This is a genomic window from Janthinobacterium sp. LS2A, from assembly GCF_036543145.1.
Lineage (GTDB): Bacteria > Pseudomonadota > Gammaproteobacteria > Burkholderiales > Burkholderiaceae_D > Janthinobacterium > Janthinobacterium aestuarii.
The window spans coordinates 83,859-104,581 of sequence record NZ_JAZHPB010000006.1 but is presented as its reverse complement, the minus strand read 5'-3'; the positions used below and the strand labels follow the sequence as shown (position 1 = coordinate 104,581).

19 protein-coding genes are annotated in these 20,723 nt (G+C 64.6%); 8 read left to right on the top strand and 11 right to left on the bottom strand.

Features of this window, described 5'->3' with window-relative positions; all coding sequences use genetic code 11:
• Window positions 1-12: 12 nt before the first annotated feature.
• Together V3C40_RS17975 and V3C40_RS17970 are read right to left on the bottom strand one after the other, a co-directional pair.
• The gene (locus V3C40_RS17975; protein ID WP_331778164.1) at window positions 13-1,125 is read right to left on the bottom strand and encodes an efflux RND transporter periplasmic adaptor subunit; all 1,113 of its coding nucleotides are present in this window, start codon (window positions 1,123-1,125) and stop codon (window positions 13-15) included.
• Between the two features lie 46 nt (window positions 1,126-1,171).
• Window positions 1,172-1,654 (bottom strand): DUF2165 family protein, encoded by a 483-nt coding sequence (locus V3C40_RS17970; protein WP_331778163.1) that lies wholly within the window; start codon window positions 1,652-1,654, stop codon window positions 1,172-1,174.
• 123 nt (window positions 1,655-1,777) lie between these two features.
• Here V3C40_RS17970 and V3C40_RS17965 point away from each other — a divergent pair, with 123 nt between their 5' ends.
• Complete coding sequence (locus V3C40_RS17965) at window positions 1,778-2,437, top strand: helix-turn-helix transcriptional regulator (RefSeq protein ID WP_331778162.1); 660 nt, start codon at window positions 1,778-1,780, stop codon at window positions 2,435-2,437.
• On the opposite strand, the gene V3C40_RS17960 is transcribed toward V3C40_RS17965, so the two are convergent.
• Window positions 2,434-3,717, bottom strand: coding sequence for an MFS transporter (locus V3C40_RS17960; RefSeq protein ID WP_331778161.1), 1,284 nt, complete (start codon window positions 3,715-3,717; stop codon window positions 2,434-2,436). The two genes, V3C40_RS17965 and V3C40_RS17960, sit on opposite strands and share 4 nt — an antisense overlap.
• Before the next feature lie 112 nt (window positions 3,718-3,829).
• On the opposite strand from V3C40_RS17960, the gene V3C40_RS17955 reads away from it, so the two are divergent.
• The gene (locus V3C40_RS17955) at window positions 3,830-4,729 is read left to right on the top strand and encodes a LysR substrate-binding domain-containing protein (RefSeq protein WP_034752566.1); all 900 of its coding nucleotides are present in this window, start codon (window positions 3,830-3,832) and stop codon (window positions 4,727-4,729) included.
• Here V3C40_RS17955 and V3C40_RS17950 read toward each other — a convergent pair.
• Window positions 4,726-5,478, bottom strand: a complete 753-nt coding sequence (locus V3C40_RS17950; protein ID WP_331778160.1) for an SDR family oxidoreductase — start codon at window positions 5,476-5,478, stop codon at window positions 4,726-4,728. The genes V3C40_RS17955 and V3C40_RS17950 overlap by 4 nt on opposite strands.
• Before the next feature lie 117 nt (window positions 5,479-5,595).
• Complete coding sequence (locus V3C40_RS17945) at window positions 5,596-6,627, bottom strand: methyltransferase domain-containing protein (protein WP_331778159.1); 1,032 nt, start codon at window positions 6,625-6,627, stop codon at window positions 5,596-5,598.
• A 128-nt stretch (window positions 6,628-6,755) separates the two neighbouring features.
• Between V3C40_RS17945 and V3C40_RS17940 the strand changes: the two genes are divergently transcribed.
• Window positions 6,756-7,646 (top strand): helix-turn-helix domain-containing protein, encoded by an 891-nt coding sequence (locus tag V3C40_RS17940; protein WP_331778158.1) that lies wholly within the window; start codon window positions 6,756-6,758, stop codon window positions 7,644-7,646.
• A 57-nt stretch (window positions 7,647-7,703) separates the two neighbouring features.
• Window positions 7,704-8,108 carry a VOC family protein gene (locus V3C40_RS17935; protein ID WP_319992287.1) on the top strand — a complete coding sequence of 135 codons (405 nt, stop codon included), beginning with the start codon at window positions 7,704-7,706 and terminating at the stop codon, window positions 8,106-8,108.
• 63 nt (window positions 8,109-8,171) lie between these two features.
• On the opposite strand, the gene V3C40_RS17930 is transcribed toward V3C40_RS17935, so the two are convergent.
• Entirely contained in the window at window positions 8,172-11,042 is a 2,871-nt protein-coding gene (locus tag V3C40_RS17930) for an insulinase family protein (RefSeq protein WP_331778157.1), read from the bottom strand.
• A 283-nt stretch (window positions 11,043-11,325) separates the two neighbouring features.
• On the opposite strand from V3C40_RS17930, the gene V3C40_RS17925 reads away from it, so the two are divergent.
• The 4 genes from V3C40_RS17925 (at window position 11,326) to V3C40_RS17910 (ending at window position 15,271) form a co-directional block, all read left to right on the top strand.
• A complete protein-coding gene (locus V3C40_RS17925) occupies window positions 11,326-12,738 on the top strand; it encodes a HAMP domain-containing sensor histidine kinase (RefSeq protein WP_070303184.1) in 1,413 nt (470 codons plus the stop codon).
• On the top strand, window positions 12,735-13,277 hold the full coding sequence (locus V3C40_RS17920; protein WP_070303183.1) for a hypothetical protein: 543 nt from the start codon (window positions 12,735-12,737) through the stop codon (window positions 13,275-13,277). Before V3C40_RS17925 ends, V3C40_RS17920 begins: the two co-directional genes overlap by 4 nt.
• Window positions 13,274-14,641: a sigma 54-interacting transcriptional regulator gene (locus tag V3C40_RS17915; RefSeq protein ID WP_034752548.1), complete on the top strand. Its 1,368-nt coding sequence runs from the start codon at window positions 13,274-13,276 to the stop codon at window positions 14,639-14,641. Before V3C40_RS17920 ends, V3C40_RS17915 begins: the two co-directional genes overlap by 4 nt.
• A gap of 267 nt (window positions 14,642-14,908) precedes the next feature.
• Entirely contained in the window at window positions 14,909-15,271 is a 363-nt protein-coding gene (locus V3C40_RS17910) for a BON domain-containing protein (RefSeq protein WP_034752546.1), read from the top strand.
• A 158-nt stretch (window positions 15,272-15,429) separates the two neighbouring features.
• Here the strand turns inward: V3C40_RS17910 and V3C40_RS17905 are convergent, their stop codons facing one another.
• Genes V3C40_RS17905 through V3C40_RS17885 form a run of 5 tightly spaced genes read right to left on the bottom strand, consistent with a single transcriptional unit; the run spans window position 15,430 to window position 20,700 of the window.
• On the bottom strand, window positions 15,430-16,803 hold the full coding sequence (locus V3C40_RS17905) for an FGGY-family carbohydrate kinase (RefSeq protein WP_331778156.1): 1,374 nt from the start codon (window positions 16,801-16,803) through the stop codon (window positions 15,430-15,432).
• Window positions 16,804-16,811: 8 nt separating this feature from the next.
• Window positions 16,812-17,126: an L-rhamnose mutarotase gene (gene rhaM, locus V3C40_RS17900; RefSeq protein WP_331778155.1), complete on the bottom strand. Its 315-nt coding sequence runs from the start codon at window positions 17,124-17,126 to the stop codon at window positions 16,812-16,814.
• A gap of 3 nt (window positions 17,127-17,129) precedes the next feature.
• Window positions 17,130-18,167, bottom strand: a complete 1,038-nt coding sequence (locus V3C40_RS17895; RefSeq protein ID WP_139092106.1) for an ABC transporter permease — start codon at window positions 18,165-18,167, stop codon at window positions 17,130-17,132.
• Window positions 18,164-19,162 carry an ABC transporter permease gene (locus V3C40_RS17890; RefSeq protein ID WP_331778154.1) on the bottom strand — a complete coding sequence of 333 codons (999 nt, stop codon included), beginning with the start codon at window positions 19,160-19,162 and terminating at the stop codon, window positions 18,164-18,166. Before V3C40_RS17890 ends, V3C40_RS17895 begins: the two co-directional genes overlap by 4 nt.
• Window positions 19,150-20,700, bottom strand: coding sequence for a sugar ABC transporter ATP-binding protein (locus V3C40_RS17885; RefSeq protein ID WP_331778153.1), 1,551 nt, complete (start codon window positions 20,698-20,700; stop codon window positions 19,150-19,152). Before V3C40_RS17885 ends, V3C40_RS17890 begins: the two co-directional genes overlap by 13 nt.
• Between the last annotated feature and the right edge of the window lie 23 nt (window positions 20,701-20,723).

Sequence of the window (20,723 nt, the reverse complement as noted above, 5' to 3'; positions counted from 1 at the left end):
TGATGTTTTCCTTTACGAGCCGGTTTTGGGCGCGGCGCGTTTTACTTCGTCCAGGGTATTGGCGACCGCTTGCACGGCCATGCCGTCGGCCAGTTTCAGCTGGCCCGAAGCGACCACGCGCTGGCCTTCGCGCAAGCCGTCCAGGATGGCGATCCGGCCCCCTGCCCGCTCGCCCAGTTTCACGCCCACGCGCTTGACGGTGAGCGGCTGTTTCCCTTCCTGCTGCGCGACGAAGACCGTGTCGCCATACGCGCTGTAGGTCACGGCCGTTTCCGGCACCGTCAACTGCTGGCCCGCCTCACGCGCCACGCGCACGTTCGCGTACATCCCCGCTCTGAGCGCGCCGCGCGGATTGGCGAGCACCGCTTGCACCTGCACCATGCGCGAACGGGCGATCAGCGGGTCGATGGCGTTGATCTTGGCCGTGAAGATGTCATCGGGATAGGCGTCCACCAGCACTTGCACGGCCTGGCCTGGCGCCAGTTTCGCGCTGCTCTGTTCATCGAGGGCGAAGTTCACCATCAGCGACTGCGTGTCGATCAGGCTGGCCACCGTGTCGGCCGCGTTCAGGTACTGGCCCGCGTGCACCTTGCGGATGCCCAGCTGTCCGGCGAACGGCGCGCGGATGGTCTTTTGCGCGATCAGCGCCTGCGTCTGGCGCACGTCGCCCAGCGCCGCATCGCGCGCTGCCAGCGCACTATCGAGCTGCTCCTGCGTGGCTGCCTTTTCCTTGACCATCTGCGCGGTGCGCGCATGGCTGCTTTCCGCGTTTTTCAGTTGCGCGCGCTGGCGCAGCAGGGCCGCCTGTTCCGGCGCATCATTGAGCTGCACCAGCACGGCGCCGGCCGCCACGCTTTGCCCCGATGCGAAGCGGATCCGCGTGATGCGCCCGCCCGTTTCGGCCGCCACCTGCACCTGGCGCGCCGCTTCCAGTTCGCCTACGCCAGCGAAGTAGCGCTCCTGCGTGCCCAGCACGACGGGCACCAGCGCCACCTTGGTGGCGGGGTAGGCGGCGGCATCGGCCGCATGCGCAGCGGCTTGTGATTCAGCGCGCGGATACAGTACGGCGCCGGCGACGGCCAGGGCGATGGCCAGCGCGCAGGCGCCGACGATTTTCGTATTCATGATGAAGTCCTTTACAACTGGGAAGAAGAGGCGCAGCGGAGGCTGATCAGGTCCGCTGCGCGTTGAAAAGAAAGAACAGGCCGAGGGTCCACAGCAGCAGCACCAGGTGCGTCGTCTGCAAGCCTTCCTGTGCGATCCAGTAGCCGAACCACAGGCCGCCCAGGTGCATCAGCAGCAAAAAGGCGGCCATGGCGCACAAGGCAAGGTTCAGCCAGGGCAGCGCCTGCGTCAGGGAAGTGTCGAAGAACAGTGCCACGCCCGTCCAGGCGGCGATGGCGGCTAGCAATTGCAAGGCCAGCACCACGCCCAGCGCCAGCCGGTGCAGGCTCAAGGACGTGAGCGCACGGCGCAGCAGCGGCGTCTGGATGGTCGGGTCCTGGCGCAGCGGGTCCATGCGCATGGTGTTGCCGATGGCCCAGACAGAGCCGTGGAAGGCGTGCAGGTTGTTGATCGCGGCCAGGGTCAGCCAGGTGGCCAGGCCGGTAGCGAGGATGGCGTGAAACAGCCAGATCGAGTGCTGCAGCTGCATGGGATTCCCGTCCAAAGAGTGTCTTGCTGGCATGCGGACGTGGAAACTCCTCGACAGCGGGGAGCTACCGGCCTATTATGCAAGCAATTAGTTGGTTAACTGGCCCCATGATAGTTGAGCGAAATGAATTACACAAGTAAACGTTTGGATAATAGCGAGGCGCCGCAAACGACGGAGCGCATCCTGTATTTCATCAAGACCAAGGGACCCGTCTCCACGGCGACCCTGGCCAAGACCCTGGACATGACGGGCGAGGCGGCGCGCCAGCAAGTGCAAAAGCTGGTGGCGGCGGGTTTGATCGAGGGGCGCCAGGAAGCGCAGGCGGGCGCCGGCCGGCCGCGCCAGAACTGGGTCTTGACGGAAGCGGGCAATGCGCGCTTTCCCGACACGCATGCGCAGCTGACGATCAAGCTGATCGGATCCGTGCGCCAGCTGTTTGGCGAGGCGGGGCTGGACAAATTAATTACCCAGCGTGAAGAGGAAAGCCGCGGCGCATATGCGCTGGCGTGCTCGGCGCCGGACTTGCCCACGCGGCTGCGGCAACTGGCGGCCGTGCGCGACGAAGAGGGTTATATGGCGCGCGTGGAGGCGGACGGCGACGACTGGCTGCTGATCGAAGACCACTGCCCCATCTGCGCCGCCGCGCGCACCTGCCAGGGCTTTTGCCGCTCCGAATTGCAGCTGTTCCAGGAAGTGGTGGGACCGAACGCCAGCATCGTGCGCGAGCAGCACGTGCTGGCCAATGCCATGCGCTGCGTGTACCGGATCCGGGCGCTGCCCTAGGCTTTCGGAAACAGCGGGCGGGCCAGCAGCGCCACCAGCCCCGCCAGCCACCACACGACGGGCCAGTTGCTGGCCGCCAGCAAATGCGGGATGGCAATCGGCGTGAGGAACAAGCCCACGTAGACGGCCGTGTTTGCCATGCCCAGCGCCGTGCCCGCGTTGGCGCCGCCCGCTTCCGTGGCCAGCTCCGTGTAGGCCACGCCATGCCAGGCGGACACGGCGATGCCGGCCAGCACCACGGCGCTCATCAAGACCCAGCCCGGCGCATCGCACGCGGCGGCCATGCCCAGCAGCATGAACGTGGCCAGCGCCACCAGGGCCGAGCCGCGCAGGTAGGCGGGCCGGTTCGCGTGGCGGTCCGTGTGGCGTCCGCTCCAGATGCGCATCACCATGGCGCCCACTTGCAAGGCCACCATCACGGCCGTGATTCCCGCCAGGCCCAGGTGGCCATGGTCGTGCAGGAACACGGTGGCATAGCTGAGCACGGCAAACTGCGGCACGCACAGCAAGCCGATGGCGGCCACCATGCGCCAGACTTTACGATTCTGCAGGGGCCGCGCAGGCTGGACCGCAATCAGGCCCGTGGAAGCGTTGTGCGGCTCCGTGGCGGCCTCGGCAGAGAAATCGGGCTCATGCATCCAGCGCCACGTAAAAAACGCCGACAGGCCGCATACGAGGGCCAGGGCGCCAAATACTGGCATGAAGCCATAGCGTGAAGCCAGGCTGGGCAGGACGAGGGCGCCGAGGCCACCGCCGAACGGCACGGCCGTCTGGCGGATGCTCATGGCGAAACCCCGTTCGCCGGCGCCGAACCAGCGCATCACGGCGCGGCCGCTGGCGCCATTCACGCTGCCGCCCAGCACGCCGACCAGGGCCAGCCCGGCCGCCAGCGCCCATAGGGGCGGCACGGCGCCGTCAGCGGGCGTGATCCACAGCAGCAAGGTCAACAGCGCCAGCATGGTGCCCAGCAAGCCGGTCAGCAGCACGGGGCGGTCGCCCCAGCGGTCGGTGGCCATGCCCCACGGCAATTCGGTCAGGGCCACGCCCAGACCCATGGCGCCCAGCGCCACCCCCAGTTCCGTATTGCTCAGGTGATAGCCGCTGCGCAGCCAGATGGCCGTGGTGGGCATGCCATTGGCGGCGGCGGAAAAGCTGGCATTGGCCGCCACGCCGACGGCCAGCACTTTCCAGCGGTGGGCATCGCCCAAGGCGGGCGTGGTGACGGGGACAGGAACAGGAACAGGAACAGGAACAGGAACAGCTTGGCAATTGGTGCTCATGGCAAGGACAGGAAAGTGGTTGACCCTGACAGTGTTGCGCAGTACGATCATTCTGAATATCAGATAATTTACGTTAAACCATCCCATAAAACCGGACAATTGTATTGATGCCATGAGCTTGCTGAATTTCGACATCGCCTTTCTGCGCAGCTATGTGGCTGGCATCGAGCTGGGCAGCTTTGCCCGCGCGGCGGACAAGGTGGGGCGTTCCACCTCGGCCGTCAGCGCCCAGCTGAAAAAACTCGAGGAGCAGGCGGGCATGCCCCTGTTCCGCAAGGATGGGCGGGGACTGGCGCTGACGCCGGCCGGCGAAGTCTTGCTCGGCTATGCGCGCCGCCTGCTGGAACTCAACGACGAGGCGGCCGTCGCCTTGCGCGGCGCGGAACTGGAAGGCTGGATCAGGCTGGGCTTGCAGGAGGATTTTGGCGAAGCCTTGCTGCCTGACGTGCTGGGGCGTTTTGCCCGTGCGCATCCAAAAGTGCGGATCGAGGCGCACGTGGCGCGCAACACGGCCTTGATGGAAGGCCTGGCCATGGGGCAGCTCGACCTGGCCCTGCTGTGGGGCGGCGCGTGCATCGCCGACGTGGCCGAGTATCCGCCGCAGCAGCGCCAGCATATCGCCGAACCGGCCATGCGCTGGATCGCCTCGTCCAGCCTGGCCTGGCGGCCCGAATCGGGCGAGCCTTTGCCGCTCATTGCGTTTGACCGCGAATGCCTGTTCCAGCGCTGCGCCACGCAGGCGCTGGACCGGGCCGGCATCGCCTGGCGCACGGCGTTTACCAGTCCCAGCCTGGCGGGACTGTGGGCGGCGGCCGCAGCGGGGCTGGGCGTGACGGTGCGCACGGGCCTGGGCTTGCCGTCTTCCGTATGCGCGCTCGATCACGTGGCGGCCGGCTTGCCCGCCCTGCCCCCGCTGTCGCTGGAACTGCTGCGTGCGTCACAAGTGAGCAGGCCGCCCGTCGAGCGGCTGGCGGACCTGATCATCGAGTCGCTGCAGCAAGACGCGGCTTAGAACGACTGCGCCGTCGGGCGCAGCACGATTTCATTGATGCTCACGTCGTCCGGCTGCTCGATCGCATATGCGATGGCGTGCGCCACCGAAGCGGCGGGAATGGCGATCTCGTAGAACTCCTTGACGGCCTTGGCGCTCTCGGCGTGGCTGCTGCCCTCGCTCAATGGCGTGTCCACGGCGCCCGGCAAGATGGTGGTGGTGCGGATGGTGCCGCCGCTGGCCGCCAGCTCATGGCGCAAGCCTTCCGAAATGGCGCTGACGGCAAACTTGGTGCCGCTGTAGACGGTGCCGCCCGGACTGAAGACTTTTTGTCCCGCCACCGACGAGATATTGATGAAGTGGCCGCTGTTTTGCGCCTGGAAATACGGCAGGACGGCGGCGATGCCATTCAACACGCCTTTGATGTTGATATCGATCATGTTGTTCCACTCGTCGACCTTCAAGGCGCTCATCGGTGCGATGGCCATCAGCCCCGCATTGTTGATCAGCACGTCGACCTTGCCGAACACGGCCAGGGCCGTGTCGATCAAATTCTTGACGTCGGCAGGCACCGTGACGTCGGTCTGGGCGATGGCGGCCTGACCACCGGCCGCCGTGATTTCCTCGGCGATGGTGGTGAGCAAGTCCATGCGGCGCGCACCGAGCACGACAGAAGCGCCCAGCGCAGCCAGATGGCGCGCCGTGGCTTCGCCCAGGCCGCTGCTGGCGCCGGTGATGACAACGACTTTCCCTGCGATATGTAGACTCATGATGGATTCCCTGTGGAGGCAGCGGAGTGCTGCGGATGACATCGATCAATGCTGGCACAGCTTAGCGCATTTGCATCCTTTTTTGCTATAAAAAAGATAATTACCAAATGGTAATTGTTAGGTACGAGCAATCAGCACTTGCACGGGCGCCATGGGAAAATCGCTGGCGCCGTATTGCTCCACTTGCTTCCAGCCCGTGTCGCGCAGCAGCTGCGCCAATTCTCCGTGCCGTGTCACCGTGCGGCCCAGCATGCGCATCGGCAAGTAATACGGCAGCACGCGCGCCGCATCGCCCGGCGCCGGGGCGATTTCCGCCTGCACGCAGACGAGTACGCCACCGGGTTTTAACGCCGCCTGCATCTTGCGCAAGGCGGCCGCCATGTCGGGCACGAAATGCAGCACGGACGAGCACCAGATCAGATCGTAATCGCTGCCGATATCGTCGCAGCCCAGATCGCCGCCCACCGTTTCCAGGCGGTCGGATAGTTGCGCATGGGCGATGTTGGCGGCCGCCACGGCCACCGTTTCCGGCCAGTCGAAAACGCAGCCGTGCAAGCCCGCATGGGCTTGCGCCAGCGCAATGGCAACCCAGCCCGGCCCGCCGCCCACGTCGAGCAGGCGCAAGGGCGTGTTGCCGTCCGCAAACGGGGCGATGCGCTGCATCACGGACAGGGCCGCGCGCATGGTGATGGCGCGTTGTTCCTGGCCGATTTGCTGCTGTGCGGCGGCGGCCCAATTGATGCCATTGGCCGTGCTGTACGGCGCCGCCTTGCCGCCGTCGCGCACCAGCGTACTGAGCTGCGTCGCGAAGTGGCGCAGCGCATGCAGCCGGTACAGCCAGGCGTCGCCGCAAAAGGCCACGGAGTTGCGGCAGAAATACTGCAAGGTGCTGGCCGTGCAGCGGTAGCGCTGGGCATCTGCGTCGACCCCGTCGCGCTCCAGCATCTGCATGCTCCAGAGCAGTTCCAAGAGCAGGGCCGTGTGGGGCGCATGCAGCGACAGGGTGTCGGCCAGCTGCGCCGGCGTGTGCGGCGTGGCCAGCACATCGAAAATGCCCAGTTCCAAGGCGGCGGCCAGCCCGTCCGCCTGCACGGGCGCGACGGCCAGGTCCCAGTACGGCTGTAAAGTGTGTTGCGACGTGAATGGCATGGTGCTTCCTTTCGGCGAGATGGGCATGGAAGCTATTTTATGCAACAATGAGAATAATTATCATTTGCATTTGTATGCGACACGGCGCATTTCGTATGCGCGACGGCGCGCAAGGACAGGGAGGAGCGATGATGGAACAGGACAGGGAAGCGGCAGGCTGGACGCGGCGCCAGCTGGACCCGGGAATGGGCGAATGCCGCGCCGACCAGCGCCAGGTCGACCAGGGCTTGCTGCTCGTGCATTCCGATTACCGCCCGCGGCTGGCGCTCGTCGAGCAATCGAAGCATGACGACGCGGGCGGCATGGTGATCACCATCGGCCTGGAAGGCGCGTCCGCCTACGTTACGCGCGATGGCGAACAATTGCGTTTCCGGGGCGGCCATACGACGGTGACGGCGTTTCGCCACACGAGCGGCGAGCGCCGGTTCGAGGCGAATCAGCGGGCGGCGCAATTGCGGGTACTGGTGGGCGAAGAGGCGCTGGCGCGCTACTGGCCGGAAGGTGTGGCGTCCCTGCTGCCCGACGGCGGCGCGCGCCAGCTGGCGCATACGGCCACGACGGCTGCCTCCACCCAGCACGCCCGCGCGCTGCTGCGCGCGACGGACCCGCTGGCCGTGCATATCGGCGTGCTCAGCCTGCTGGCGGAACAGCTGCGGGCACTGCGGCCGGTACCCTCTGCCGTGCCGCGCTGGTCCGAGACCGATATCGCCAGACTGGAACGCGTGCACGCGCTGATGCAGGAACAGATGGCGCAGGAACTCACGCTCGATTACCTGTGCGCGCAAGCGGGGCTGAGCTTGTTCAAGCTCAAGCAGGGATGGCGCTACCGCTACAACGACAGCCCGCAGCGCACCCTGCTGGCGCTGCGCATGCAGCGGGCAAAATTACTGCTGGAAAATCGTTGCCAGGTGGCGCAGGCGGGCTGGCAAACCGGCTATCGCTACCCGGCCAATTTTAGCGCCGCGTTCAGCCGCTATTTCGGCTACGCGCCGAAGACCGTGGCGCGCTCGAAGGGCTGAATAGCCGGTGTAGAATCGGCGGGCAGCACATACTCATACGACCCACAAGGAGACATGATGGCCCGCAAAATATTTGTCAATCTGCCCGTCCAGTCGCTGGAACGTTCCGTCGCGTTTTTCACGGCGCTGGGCTTCAGTTTCAATGCCCATTTCACGGATGAAACGGCGACGTGCATGATCGTTGCCGACGACATTTTCGTCATGCTGTTGACGCACGACAAATTCAAGCAATTTACGCCCAAGCAGCTGTGCGACACCAAGGTGGCGACGGAAGTGCTCGTGTGTTTGTCGGCAGAGAGCCGCGGCGAAGTCGATGAGCTGGTGGCGAAGGCCGTCCAGGCGGGCGGCAGCATCTACAAGGAGCCGATGGATTTCGGCTTCATGTACGGACATAGTTTCCAGGATCCGGATGGGCATCAGTGGGAGTTGATGTATATGGAACCGAGCGCAATATCGCAATAGCAGTAGCGTAGGTCGGATTAGCGGCGGCACGCCGCGTAATCCGACACGATCCGCCTGCCCAGCTTAAGAAGCCAGCGCCAGCAGATCGACCACTTCCAGCCCGGCCAGGTCTTGCGTCGTATTGCCCGCAAACGCGGCGCGGCTCGGCTGGCCGTTTTTCAGCCAGGTGCGCGTGACGGCCTTGATCTGGTCCAGGGTGCAATTGAGCACGCCGGTGCGGAATTGCTGGCGCACGGCTTCCGTCGTGCCACGCTGCTGCATGTTCCACGCCGTCAGCGCTTCCGCGTACGGCGAGTGCGGCTTGTCGAGGCCCTTGATGACGCAGATGATGGCTTCTTCCACTTGTTCTTGCGAGAAATCGCCGTCGAGGATTTGATCGAGGGTCGTGCCGAAGTCGGCGAACGTGCCGGCCAGGCGCGGATCGCGGTAGGAACTCAATGTAAACGTGCCGGCACCGGCCGCATAGCTGGCGCTGCCGCCATACGCGCCGCCTTTTTCGCGCAGGGCCGTATGCAGCACCTGGTTGGTCATCAGTTCGGCGGCGACGGCCAGGGCCGAAGCGTCCGGATTGTGCACGCCCGGCACGGCCCAGGAAACGAAGCAATGGTTGATCTGGCTCGTTGCATGCAGGGCCGTGTTGGCCAGCGGCAAAGCGGCCGGTGCGACGGTTTCCGCCGGTGCGATGGCATCTGTGGTCGCTGCAGGCAATTCCAGCAAACGGGCCAGGGTGATGCCATCCTGCTCCAGGCCTGCGCACAGCACGGTCGGTTGCTGGGCGATGATGTGCGCGTGCAGGGTGTCGAGTTCGCGCGCGATTTCCTGCAAGCCTGCGGATGTTTTGCTCAGCTGCTGCAAACGGCGGTAGAACGGCAAGGCGGCCGGGCCGCCGACGATGTCGTCGAAGCGGCGCGTGGGCGACAGCGGTGCTGCCGAGGCCAGCATGGCGTAGCGGTTGCCGGACTCGGCCAGGCTGGAGAGTTTGTCTTGCACCAGGCTTTCGATCAGGAAAGCCAGGCGCTCTTCTTCATCGAAGCGTGGCTTGGCGATCCAGGCCGACAGCACGGCGGCGATCGCCGCGTGTTCTTCGCGCAAGCCGCTGGCCGAGAACGACAGTTCCACGCGCATCGCTTGTTGCGGACGGGGAATGGCTTCCAGGCCGATGTGGAACGAGGGCACCATGCTCTGGCGCCAGGCGCTGGCGTCGTCGAACGACATGTCGCCCACGCCCAGTTCCGGCGCCAGGTCCGTGTACAAACGCAGCCATGGCCACGACGCTTCCGGCAGATTCGACACGTCGTACAGCACGTTGGCATAGCTGATGCCGTTGGAAGCAATGCTGAACGCCACGGCGCCGTCGACGGCGGCAGGAATCGGCAAGGCCGGACGCGGCAAGGCGCTGACGTCGCCAGGGCGGATGCGCGGCAAGACTTCGGAATTCGATGGCAGTTGCTGATGTGCTTCCAGCGCGGCGGACTCGGCCACGATGTGCTCGCGCTCGGCATCCGTCAGCGTCGCTTGCAGGGCCGCCAGCTTGGCGTCTTCCTGCGCGGCGCGGTCCGTGAAGTAGGCGCTGTCGGGCACCACGTGCGTCGTCAGGCGGGTCGGATTGGCGATCAGCTCGCGCACCAGCTGTTTGAAGAATTCCGGATCCTCGATCTGCTGTTCCAGGGTTTCCAGGATGGCCGCATTGTCGAAGGCGTCCATCACGTCGCCGCCATACATGGCCAGCGGCAAGGCGTGCAGCAAGCGGCCCAGGCCGTAAGGCATGCGGCCGCTGCTGATTTCGCGCTGGCTGTACTTGATGTCGCGCAAGGCGGCGTGCAGCACGGCGGCGGGAATGCCCTCTTCCGCCGTCTCTTCCAGGGCCGTCCAGATGCGCTGGTGCGCATCGGCGATCTGTTCTTTGGTTAAACCTTCCATGCCGATGTGGAACACCATCTGGCGGATGCCCGCGTCGCGGCCATTCATGTCCGATGGGCGGCCATAGCCGGCCGATTCCATGGCGCGCATGACGGGCGCCGACGATTCGCCGAGCAAGCCGTGCGACAGCAGATGTGCGTGGTAATAGGCGATGGGGTCGCTCGACTCACCCATCAGCCAGGCGAATTGCAGGCCGAACTCATCGTCGCGCGCTTCCTGCGACGGAATCTTGACGATGTTTTCCTGTGGCGCCGTCCACGCGGGCGCCAGCTGCGGCAGGCGGCGTTCGGAGAAACCGCTGAGTTTGGACAACACACGCTCGGCGACTTGTTCCTGCACGGCCGACGCTTCGATATTGCCGGCGGTCATGATCACGGCTTGCGAAGGGTGATAGTGGCTGGCGTGGAATGCTTTCAGCATGTCATGCGTCAGTTCGGGGATGTCGAGCGGGTCGCCGCCCGATTCCACTTCATACGTCGTTCCTTTGAGCAAGGCACTGGCGATGCCGCTGTCGAGCGCGCGCATGGGGCTGTTGAAAGCGCCCTTCATTTCATTGAAAACGATGCCCTGGTACACGAGCTTGTCGCCTTCGAACGCATGGCGCCAGCCTTCCTGGCGGAAATTCAGGTAATCGAGGTTCGGGAAGAAGGCCGCATCGAGGTACACGTCGAGCAGGTTGAAGAAATCCTTGCGGTCGGTGCTGGCGAACGGGTACACGGTGCGGTCCGCATAGGTCATCGCATTCATGAACGTGGCCGTCGAGCGGCGCAGCATCGAGAAGAACGGGTCGCGCACCGGGTAGCGCGACGAGCCGCACAAGGCCAGGTGTTCGAGAATGTGGGCGCGCCCGTCGCTTACTTCGGGCACAGTGGGAAAGGCCACCAGGAACACCATCTCAGCCTGCTCGGTATGCATGTGGATATGGCGCATGCCCGTTGCTGGCTCGACATATTGCTCGATGGTTGCCTGCAAGACTGGAATGAAGTTGCTGCTGACTTTTTCAAATGTGCTCATGCGGTATGGGATCTCTGCGGTAGGTGATTCGGAGTGTCGGTGGGGCTGCATCACATGTGGGGGCAAAATGGCGCAATGCCAGGGCCGGCGGCCACTTTGATGCCTGTATGAAGTTTTTCCCTATTGTACTAGGAGTATCTGCGCGCCGCCGCCGACGCTTGCTTGTGGGACGCAAAAGCAACAAGGTTGCCAAATCGGCTATTTTTGACAGCTGGCGCCCCGCAATGGAGGCTTAGCGTACCATGCGCCTTTTGCATTCCAGACTGAACCGAAGGCGCCTACCTTGTCCCGACTTTCCTTTCGCCAACTGTTATTTGCCGCCTTCATTTTGACGACGGGTATTTTGACGGCCACCTCCGTGCAAGCCCTGCTGACCCTCGAACACCTGGCGCGGCTGGGGCGTGAGACGGCGGCGCAGGCGATTGCCCTGACGGAACAGTCGCAGCGCCTGTCCGAGCGCACACTGGCCATGGAGCGCAGCGCGCGCCAGTTTCTCGTGCTCGATGATCCCGTGTTCCGCGAGCGCTTCGCGGCGGCCCGCGACGAAGCGACGGCGGCGCTGCAAGTGCTGAACCGTGCCACGCCCGAGTTCGCTCCCCAGCTGGCCGACGAATGGACGGTGCAGGCGCAATCGGCCTGGGAAGTTTTACAGGCAGGCAAGCGCCGCAAGCGCGATGGCCACGCCGTCGTGTACCGCGCATTTGCCCGCATGACGCAGATCAATGACAGCCTGGCGCGCGAAAGCAAGACGGAAATCGGCAGCCGCAACGACGCCCTGCTGGCCGAGCTGGAACGCCAGCGCCGCCTGCTGGGCGTGCTGGTGGGCGGCGCCGTGCTGCTGGCGGCCGTGCTGGCCACCTGCTTCGGCTTCCTGCTGTCGCGTCCGCTGCGCCGCATCGAGACGGCCATCGAGCGCCTCGGTGACAAGCGCTACGACCAGCCCATCGTCGTCGGCGGCCCGGCCGACACGCGCCGCCTGGGCCAGCAGCTGGACTGGCTGCGCCAGCGCCTGGCCGACCTCGATGCCGACAAGGAACGTTTTCTGCGCCATATTTCGCATGAGCTGAAAACCCCGCTGGCGGCCCTGCGCGAAGGCGTGGCCTTGCTGGAAGACGAGGTGGCAGGCAAGCTCAGCGATAGCCAGCGCGAAATCGCCGGCATCCTGCAGCAAAACACGGCGTCCCTGCAAACCCAGATCGAGGACTTGCTGCGCTACAATACCGCCGCTTTTGACGCCCAGCACTTGGCGCACAGCAAGGTCGATTTGCTGGTCTTGCTGCAAGATGTGGTGGCCGGGCAGCGCCTGCAATGGCTGGCGCGCCGGTTGACGGTCGAGGTGCAGGGTGTATCCCTGATCGTGCAAGCCGACCGCGACAAGCTGGCGACGGCCCTGGCGAATTTGCTGTCGAACGCCGTGCGCTTCAGCCCGGAAGGCGGCACCGTGCGGTTTGCCCTGTCTTGCGCAGGCGGCCGCGTGCGCATCGATTGCATCGACGAGGGCGCCGGCGTGGCGCCCGAGGATGCCGCGCGTATTTTTGAACCGTTTTACCAGGGAGTGCGCCAGGCGGCCGGCGCGCGTAACGGCAATGGCATCGGCCTGTCCATCGTGCGCGAATATATCGCCGCCCACGATGGCAGCGTCACTCTTTTACCGCGCCCCGCCGGCGCGCATTTTCGGATAGAACTGCCCTTATGATGACGAGAATTTCCCTGGCCGCCATGGCCGCCTGCGTATTGCTGTTGGGCGCTTGCGCCGCCAAGCCCCCCGTCCAGACGCCCGTGCTCGTGCAAACGCCGCCGCGCGTCGTGGTGGTGGCCGATCCCCAGCTGACCGAACTGCTCGCGTATCAAAGCGCCCTGCGCCTGATGACGCCGTCGGAACTGGTAAAAGCGCAACTGGACCTGGCAAAAGCCGACCATGCGCCGCACAACACCATACGCCGTGCCATGCTGCAAGCGGCCTTGCGCGGCCCTGGCGACCTGGCCCGCGCGCAAGCCTCGCTGGAACCGCTGGCCACGGCCACGGGCAAGGATGCGCAACTGCTGGCGCCGCTGGCGCAATTGCTGGGCAGCCAATATGCGGAGCTGCGCCGTCAGGAAGAGAGCATCGACAAGCTCAACACGCAGTTGCGCGACGCCCAGCGCCGCATCGACTTGCTCAATGAAAAACTCGAGGCGCTGAAAAACATCGAGCGCAGCCTGTCCGTGCGCCCTGCCGCGGGAGCGCCGAAATGAGCGAGCATGCCCACATCTTGTTGGTCGACGACGATCCCGACCTGCTGCGCCTGCTGACCATCCGCCTGAAGGCGGGCAATTATCGGGTCACGGCCGTGGGCAGCGCGGAAGCGGCGCTGGCGCGCCTGGCCGTGGAATTGCCGGCCCTGGTCATTACCGACGTGCAATTGCCGGGCCGCGACGGCCTGGCCCTGTTCGATGAAATCCGCCGCCAGCATTCGGCCCTGCCCGTCATCCTGCTGACGGCCCACGGCACCATTCCCGACGCCGTCGACGCGACGGCGCGTGGCGCGTTTGCCTACCTGACGAAACCGTTCGACGGCAAGCTGCTGATGGAAAAAGTGGCGTATGCCATCAACTTGTCCACCGTCATGCCGGCGCAAGCGTCCGGCGACGAGAGCTGGCGCGCCGAGCTGATCAGCCGCAGTTCACAGATGGCCGAGCTGCTGGCCGAAGCCAAGCTGGTGGCGGGCTCCGACGCCAGCATCCTGATTCGCGGTCCCAGCGGCACGGGCAAGGAATTGCTGGCGCGCGCCCTGCACAACGCCAGCCGCCGCGCCAAGGCGCCATTCATCGCCGTCAACTGCGGCGCCATTCCCGAGCAGCTGCTGGAATCGGAATTGTTTGGCCACGTGAAGGGATCGTTTACGGGCGCCGTCGGCAACCGCGAAGGCTTGTTCCAGGCGGCCGATGGCGGCACCCTGTTTTTGGATGAGATCGGCGACATGCCCTTGCCGCTGCAGGTGAAACTGCTGCGCGTGCTGCAGGAGCGGGCCGTGCGCCCCGTCGGCGCCGACCAGACGCGTCCGGTAGACGTGCGCTTGCTGTCGGCCACGCACCGCGACCTCGACGTGGCGATGGCCGAAGGGCAATTCCGCGAAGACCTGTATTACCGGCTCAACGTGGTGACCTTGACCTTGCCGCCGCTGGCCGAGCGCCGCGAAGACATCGCCCTGCTGGCGAACCATTTCCTGCAGAAACTGGCGGCCAAGTATCAAAAACCGTTGAACGGCTTCGCGCCCGACGCCTTGACTGCCCTGGTGGCGGCGCCATGGCCCGGCAATGTGCGCCAGCTGGTCAATGTCGTCGAGCAAGTGTGCGCGCTGGCCACGGCGCCGCTGGTGCCCTTGTCCCTGGTGCAGCGTGCGCTGCGCGTGCCGTCGCTGGAAGCGCTCAGCTATAACGAAGCGAAGCAGCGCTTCGAGCGCGACTATCTGATTCAGTTGCTGCGCTTGACGGACGGCAACGTGGCCGATGCCGCCCGCCTGGCCGACCGCAACCGCACGGAGTTTTACCGCTTATTGCAGAAATATGAGCTGACGCCGGCCCTGTTCCGGGCCGATGGCGACCCTGTCGCTGAATAGCGACAAAAATAAAGCGTTAAAAATCAGGGGCTTGGCGTAAAACATTGACGGTCTTGCCACAAGCTGTCGCTGCCAGGCGACAAAAAACCCCATTTTTCCGGCCAGATCGGCGCGAAACGGGCCGGAAAAATCGAGATCGAATGTAAGTTCTTGATTTTAAACGAAATTTAAAAGCTGGCACGGCGCTTGCTGTATGGGTAGATGTGACGCTTCAAAGTGTTGCTTTATCCAAGTAAGAAGCTTTTAACTTCATTGAGAGGAACTACCATGCAAACATCGAAACTGTTCAATACCCTGGTTGCCGCTATCGTACTGTCGGGCGCCTCGATCACCGCTTCGCATGCCGCTGACTCCGCACCAAAAGCACAAGCTCCTGCTGACACCGTCGTGGCCGCCAACGCTGCCGCTGCCGTCCCTGATGAAACCATCACTTCCTCGGCCAAGGCCGCCCTGAGCGCCGATGCGCAAGCCGCTGCCCTGCCGGTCAAGGTAGCAACCCAGCAAGGTGTGGTCGTCCTGTCGGGCGACGTACCGAGCGCCGAAGCGGGTGACCGCGTCGTGCAGATCGTCGCTTCCGTGAGCGGCGTGAAAGAAATCAAGAACGAGCTGAAAGTCAAAGCCGCCGGTTAATCCCCTCGCGCTGTACTTTACTCCGGGTTGCCCTGTCTGCGGACAGGGCATTTTTCGTTTACACCAGCAGTGCGTAGGTCGGGTTAGCGCAAAGCGCGTAACCCGACAACATTGTTGGCCAGCGCTGGTGATGTTTGTCGGATGACGATCCTGCGGACCTAATCCGGCCTGCAAATCGCCCTCCATTGCGCACGGTACGCGGTGAAACCATCCACTTCCATCATGGGCTCCAGCGTCGCCTCCATCGCCGGCACCTCGCCCCAGCGGTGCAGCATCCAGCCGCCGCACGTCGTGCCGCTGGCGTCTTGCGACACGCTCACTTGCTGCCCTGGCCGCAAGGCCGCCAGCAGGGCGGCGAAATGCGGGTTGTCCGTGAAACTGCCTTCCACCGTCACGGTCCCTTGAGCATCGAGGGCATCGAGGCAATAATCGCTCATCAGCGCGCAATACAGGGTGGCCAGCGCATAGCGTTCCTGGGCCGTACGTGGTGCCGGTCCGGCGATGCGCCCCGCCTGCCCGACGAAGGGGCCGCCGGAGACGGCAAAACAGGGCAGCGCCAGCGTACCCTGCTTGACCAGGCGGGCGATATCGTCCACGCCGCAGACCTGCGGCGAGGCTCCCGCCAGCACGGCAAATTCGCGCCCGCCCATGAAGCGCATGCAGGCCACGGGTTGGCCCAGCGCATGCACGTTGGCCAGCATGTCGGCCGTTTCATCGAGCCGGCCGAGGGGCGCGCCCAAGGCGGCGGCAATGGCCCAGGTGCCAGTCGACAAGACCGTGCGCGGCTGGGCTTGCTCTTGCGCATCGAGATAGCGCAGCAAAGAAGCATTGCTGTCATGGATGCCGCACAGCACCTGGCAATCGGGCAGCAAGCCATTGCTCTCGCGCCACTGCGGCAGAACGGGTCCCAGCGCCGTCCATGCCGATTGCAACGGCGCAAATAATGGCGTCCAATCCATGGTCTCCACCAGTGACGAATAGGCCCCTTGCTGCGGCTGCCATAAATCCGTATGGCAACCGAGCGAAGTCACTTCGCTGGCGGCCACGCCCGATAGCCGCCAGGCCCAGTATTGCGGATAGGTCAGGATATGGCGCGCGCGGGCAAATTCCTGCGGGTAGGTTCTGGCGAGCCAGAACAGTTGCAAGCCCAGGTTCAGGCCGCAGGGCAATTGCGGCGACAGGCTGTCGCCGAACGCGGGCCGCAAGCTGGCATACTCGGCCGCCAGCGATTGCGGCAAGGTCGATTCATAGTCGAGGATGGGCAGCACCAGGCCGGCATCGTCGACCAGCGCCGCCGTGGCACCGTGCGTGACGGGCACGATGGCGGTGACGTGCGCCAGGCGCGCGAAGGCGGCCAGGCCCGTTTGCAGCCAGTCCCACAGCCCTTCCGTATCGTGGTGCGGATACGGTCCTGCGTGCACGATGCGGTTCGGGCGGCGCTCTTCGGCCAGGATGGCGCCGGCGGCGTCGAGCAGGGTCAGCTTGGCATTCGTCTTGCCGATATCGAGTACTACGGTGGCGTCGATGGTCACGGCCGTCCTTATGCGAGGTGAAACATGGGGGTTAAAGGCACGGCGACGGGCGACGCATCGGCTTGCGTTTCCATCAGATCGGCCATATGTGCCCACCAGTGGCGCATCACGGGATGCTGCGGCAGCGCTTCCATCGTGTGGCCTTCCACCCGGCGCAGCACGGCGAACAGCGCGCCCGTCTCCTCATCGAGAAAGATGCTGTAGTCGCGCACGCCCGACTCCTGCAGCAGGCTGGCCAGCTCGGGCCAGATGGCGTCGTGGCGGCGCTGGTATTCGGCGGCATGGCCGGGTTTCAACTGCATCTTGAAAGCGATCTGTTGCATGGTTTATTTTCGTGTGTGTTTGCGGTTCAGCAGGCGCGGCAGTGCAATTGTGATCAAGAGCAAGATGCCGACGACAATCGTCATGATGACGCCAGGAATATTGAGCAGCGCCAGGCCATACGTCACCATGCCCAGCAGCAGCACGGCCAGCAGCACGCCGCCGATGCTGCCCTTGCCGCCGGCGATGCTCACGCCGCCCAGGATGACCATGGTGATCACTTCGAGTTCCCAGCCCATGGCGATGTTCGGGCGCGTGCTGCCGATGCGTCCCGTCAGCAGCCAGGCGGCCAGGCCCGCCATGGCGCCGGTGGCCACGAACAGGGCGAAGCGGTAGCGGTCCACGGCCACGCCCGAAAAGCGCGCCGCGCCCGGATTGCAGCCGATGGCAAAGATGCGCCGGCCCCAGCTGGTCGCATGCAGCAGCACGGCAAACAGCGCGCAAAACACCAGCAAGATGACGAAGGGGCGCGGCACGATGTCGAAGAAATAGCCTTGCCCCCAGTCGATCAGCAGTGGCGGATAGCCGGTGTAGGCCTGGTCGCCCAGGATCACGCTGGCCAGGCCGCGGAACAGGGCCACGGTGCCGATCGTCACGACGATCGACGGCAGGGCGAAGCGCGTTACGAGCACGCCGTTCAGGCAGCCGCAGAGGGCGCCCATGGCCAGCGCGACGAACAGCAAGCCTTGCGGCGGCACGCCGTGGTGATGCGCAAACCCCATCGCCACCGAGGACAGCGCCAGGATGCCGGAGACGGAAATGTCGATCTCGCGGCAAATGATCAGCAAGGCCATCGGCAGCGCGATCAGGGCCTTCTCGCTGAAATTGAAGGTGCTGTCGGCCAGATTGTAGGCGTCGAGGAAATTCGGCAGCAGCACGCTGTTTGCCGCAAACACGGCGATCAGCAGCAGCGCCAATAACGCTTCCCAATGGGCAAAATACTGGCCGAGACGGTGCGCCTTGCGGTCGAGGATGGTGTAGCGCGAACGCACGGGTACGCTGTCCGGCGCTTCGCTGTGCAAGGTCTGTGAAGTGGCGTTCATGCGGCGCTCCTGCGGGTCGAGGGGGCTTGCAGCGTGAGCGGCAAGATCTGGCGGCCCATGTTCCTGGTGCCGTGCGCATTGAGCAGCACGGCCGTGAGGATCACGATCCCTGTCAGCGCGCTTTGCCAGAAGGGCGAGACCTTGACGATGGGCAAGGCATTGTTGATGACGGCCAGGAACAGCGAGCCGAGCACTGCGCCACCCACCGTGCCGGCGCCGCCGGCGATGCTGATGCCGCCGATCACGCAGGCGGCGATCACGGTAAATTCAAAGCCATATGCGATTTCCGAATACGCCACGGCGTAGCGGGCCACCCACAGGTAACCGCACAGGCCGGCCATCAGGCCCGACAGGCCATACGTCCACAGCAGCCGGCGCGCCGTGGCGATACCAACATAGCGGGCCGCCTGCGGCTGGTTGCCGATCGCATACAGGTCGCGGCCGAAGCGCGTGTAGCGGGCCAGGAAACAGGTTGCCAGGATGGCCGCCAGCGCGATCCACACGAGGTGCGTCACGCCCAGCAGGCGCGCCAGCGGAAAGTCGATGAAGGCGGCCGGCATCTGGTGCGACGATACCCAGGCGCCGCCCGACAGCACGAATACCAGGCCCCGGTACACGCTCATGGTGCCCAGGGTCACGACGATGGGCGGCAGGTCCAGGTAGCCGATCAGGTAACCGTTGATCAGGCCCAGCAGCAGGCCGATGCCCAGCGCCGCCAGCACCACCAGCGGCAGCGGCAAGTGCGGATACTGCACGGCCAGCAAGGCCGACAGCATGCCCGACAGCGCCAAATTGGATGCCACCGACAGGTCGATGCCGCGCGTAATGATGACGAACATCTGCGTCAGCGCCAGCATGATCAGCAAGGTGCTGTCGGTGAGCAGGTTGGCCAGGCTGCCCGGGGTCAGGAAAACGGGCGAGCGCAGGCCCACCAGCAGCACCAGCAGCACGATCAGCAGTGCCAGCTGGATTTCACGTTGCTTCAGATAGCGCATGTCAATTCCTCGATCGGATGGCCGCTGCCGGAAGCGGCGGCGACGACGTTTTCCGGGGTCGCCTGGGCGCGCGGAAAGACGCGGTGGATATGGCCCTGGTGCATGACCACGATGCGGTCCGCCATGCCCAGCACTTCCGGCAGCTCGGACGACACGAGGATCACGGACAGGCCTTGCGTGACGAGCTCGCTGATGAAGCGGTGCACGGCCGCCTTGGAACCGATATCGATGCCCTTCGTGGGTTCATCGAGAATGATCACGCGGGGCCTGGTGGCCAGCCATTTGGCCAGCACGACTTTTTGCTGATTGCCGCCCGACAGTTCCGACACCATCTGCGTAAAGTGGCTGGCCTTCAATTCGAGCTGCTCGCTCAGGTGGCGCGCGATGGCCGTCTCCTGCGCGCGCCGTGGCCGCAGGAAAAAGCCGATGCTGTCCAGAATCGGCAAGGTGATGTTTTGCACGATGGACATCGACAGGTGCGCGCCCTGATGCTGGCGGTCTTCGGGCACATACGCGATGCCGTGCCGGATGGCGTCGCTGGCGCAGCCGATGCGCACTTCCTCGCCGGCGATGGTGATCGTGCCCCGCACGCCCTCGGTCAAGCCGAACAGCGCTTGCATCACTTCCGAACGGCCCGCGCCGACCAGGCCGTAGAAGCCGACGATCTCGCCTTGCCGCACGGAGAAACTGACGCCGTGAAATTCCGTCGCATGGCACAGTTGCGACACTTCCAGCAAGGTTGGTCCCAGGGGGACGTCGACCTTGGGAAACACTTGCTGAATGGTGCGCCCGACCATCAGCGACACGAGCTGCGGTTCGCTGATGTCGGCCATTGCGCCGGCGGCGACGAAATGGCCGTCGCGCAGCACTGTATAGGTGTCGGCGACGGTAAAGATTTCATCGAATTTGTGCGAAATGAAAATCACCGCCGTGCCCGCCGCGCGCAGCTGGGCGATGATGCGGTACAGCTCATGGATTTCGCGCTGCGACAGCGAGGCGGTGGGCTCGTCCATGATCACCACGCGCGCCTCTTGCGACAGGGCGCGCGCGATTTCCACGAAGTGGCGTTGCGCCACGCTCAATTCCTTGACCTTGGCCAATACGGGTAACTGCACTTCCAGGCGCGCGAAGATCTGCTCGGCCTCGGCCGCCATGCGTGGCCAGTCTATGCGCGGCGGGAAACCCGTTTGCGGCTGGCGCCCGATATAGATGTTTTCGGCCACCGTCAGTTCGTCGAACATCATGGTTTCCTGGTGCACGGCGGTAATGCCGGCATCCATCGCATCTTGCGGATTGGAAAACAGCACAGCCTTGCCGCCCAGTTCCATGCTGCCCGCATCCGGTTGATAAATGCCCGTCAACGTCTTGACCAGGGTCGACTTGCCGGCGCCGTTTTCACCGATCAGCGCCATGACTTCACCGGCGCGTACCGTCAGCGCCACGTCTTTCAGCGCGGTGACGCCATGGAAGTGCTTGCAGATGCCATGCAGGCGCAACACCGGCGCCGCGTTCTGCGCAATAGGGGGATTCTGTGACATAGCCATTCACACTTGAGAGATAT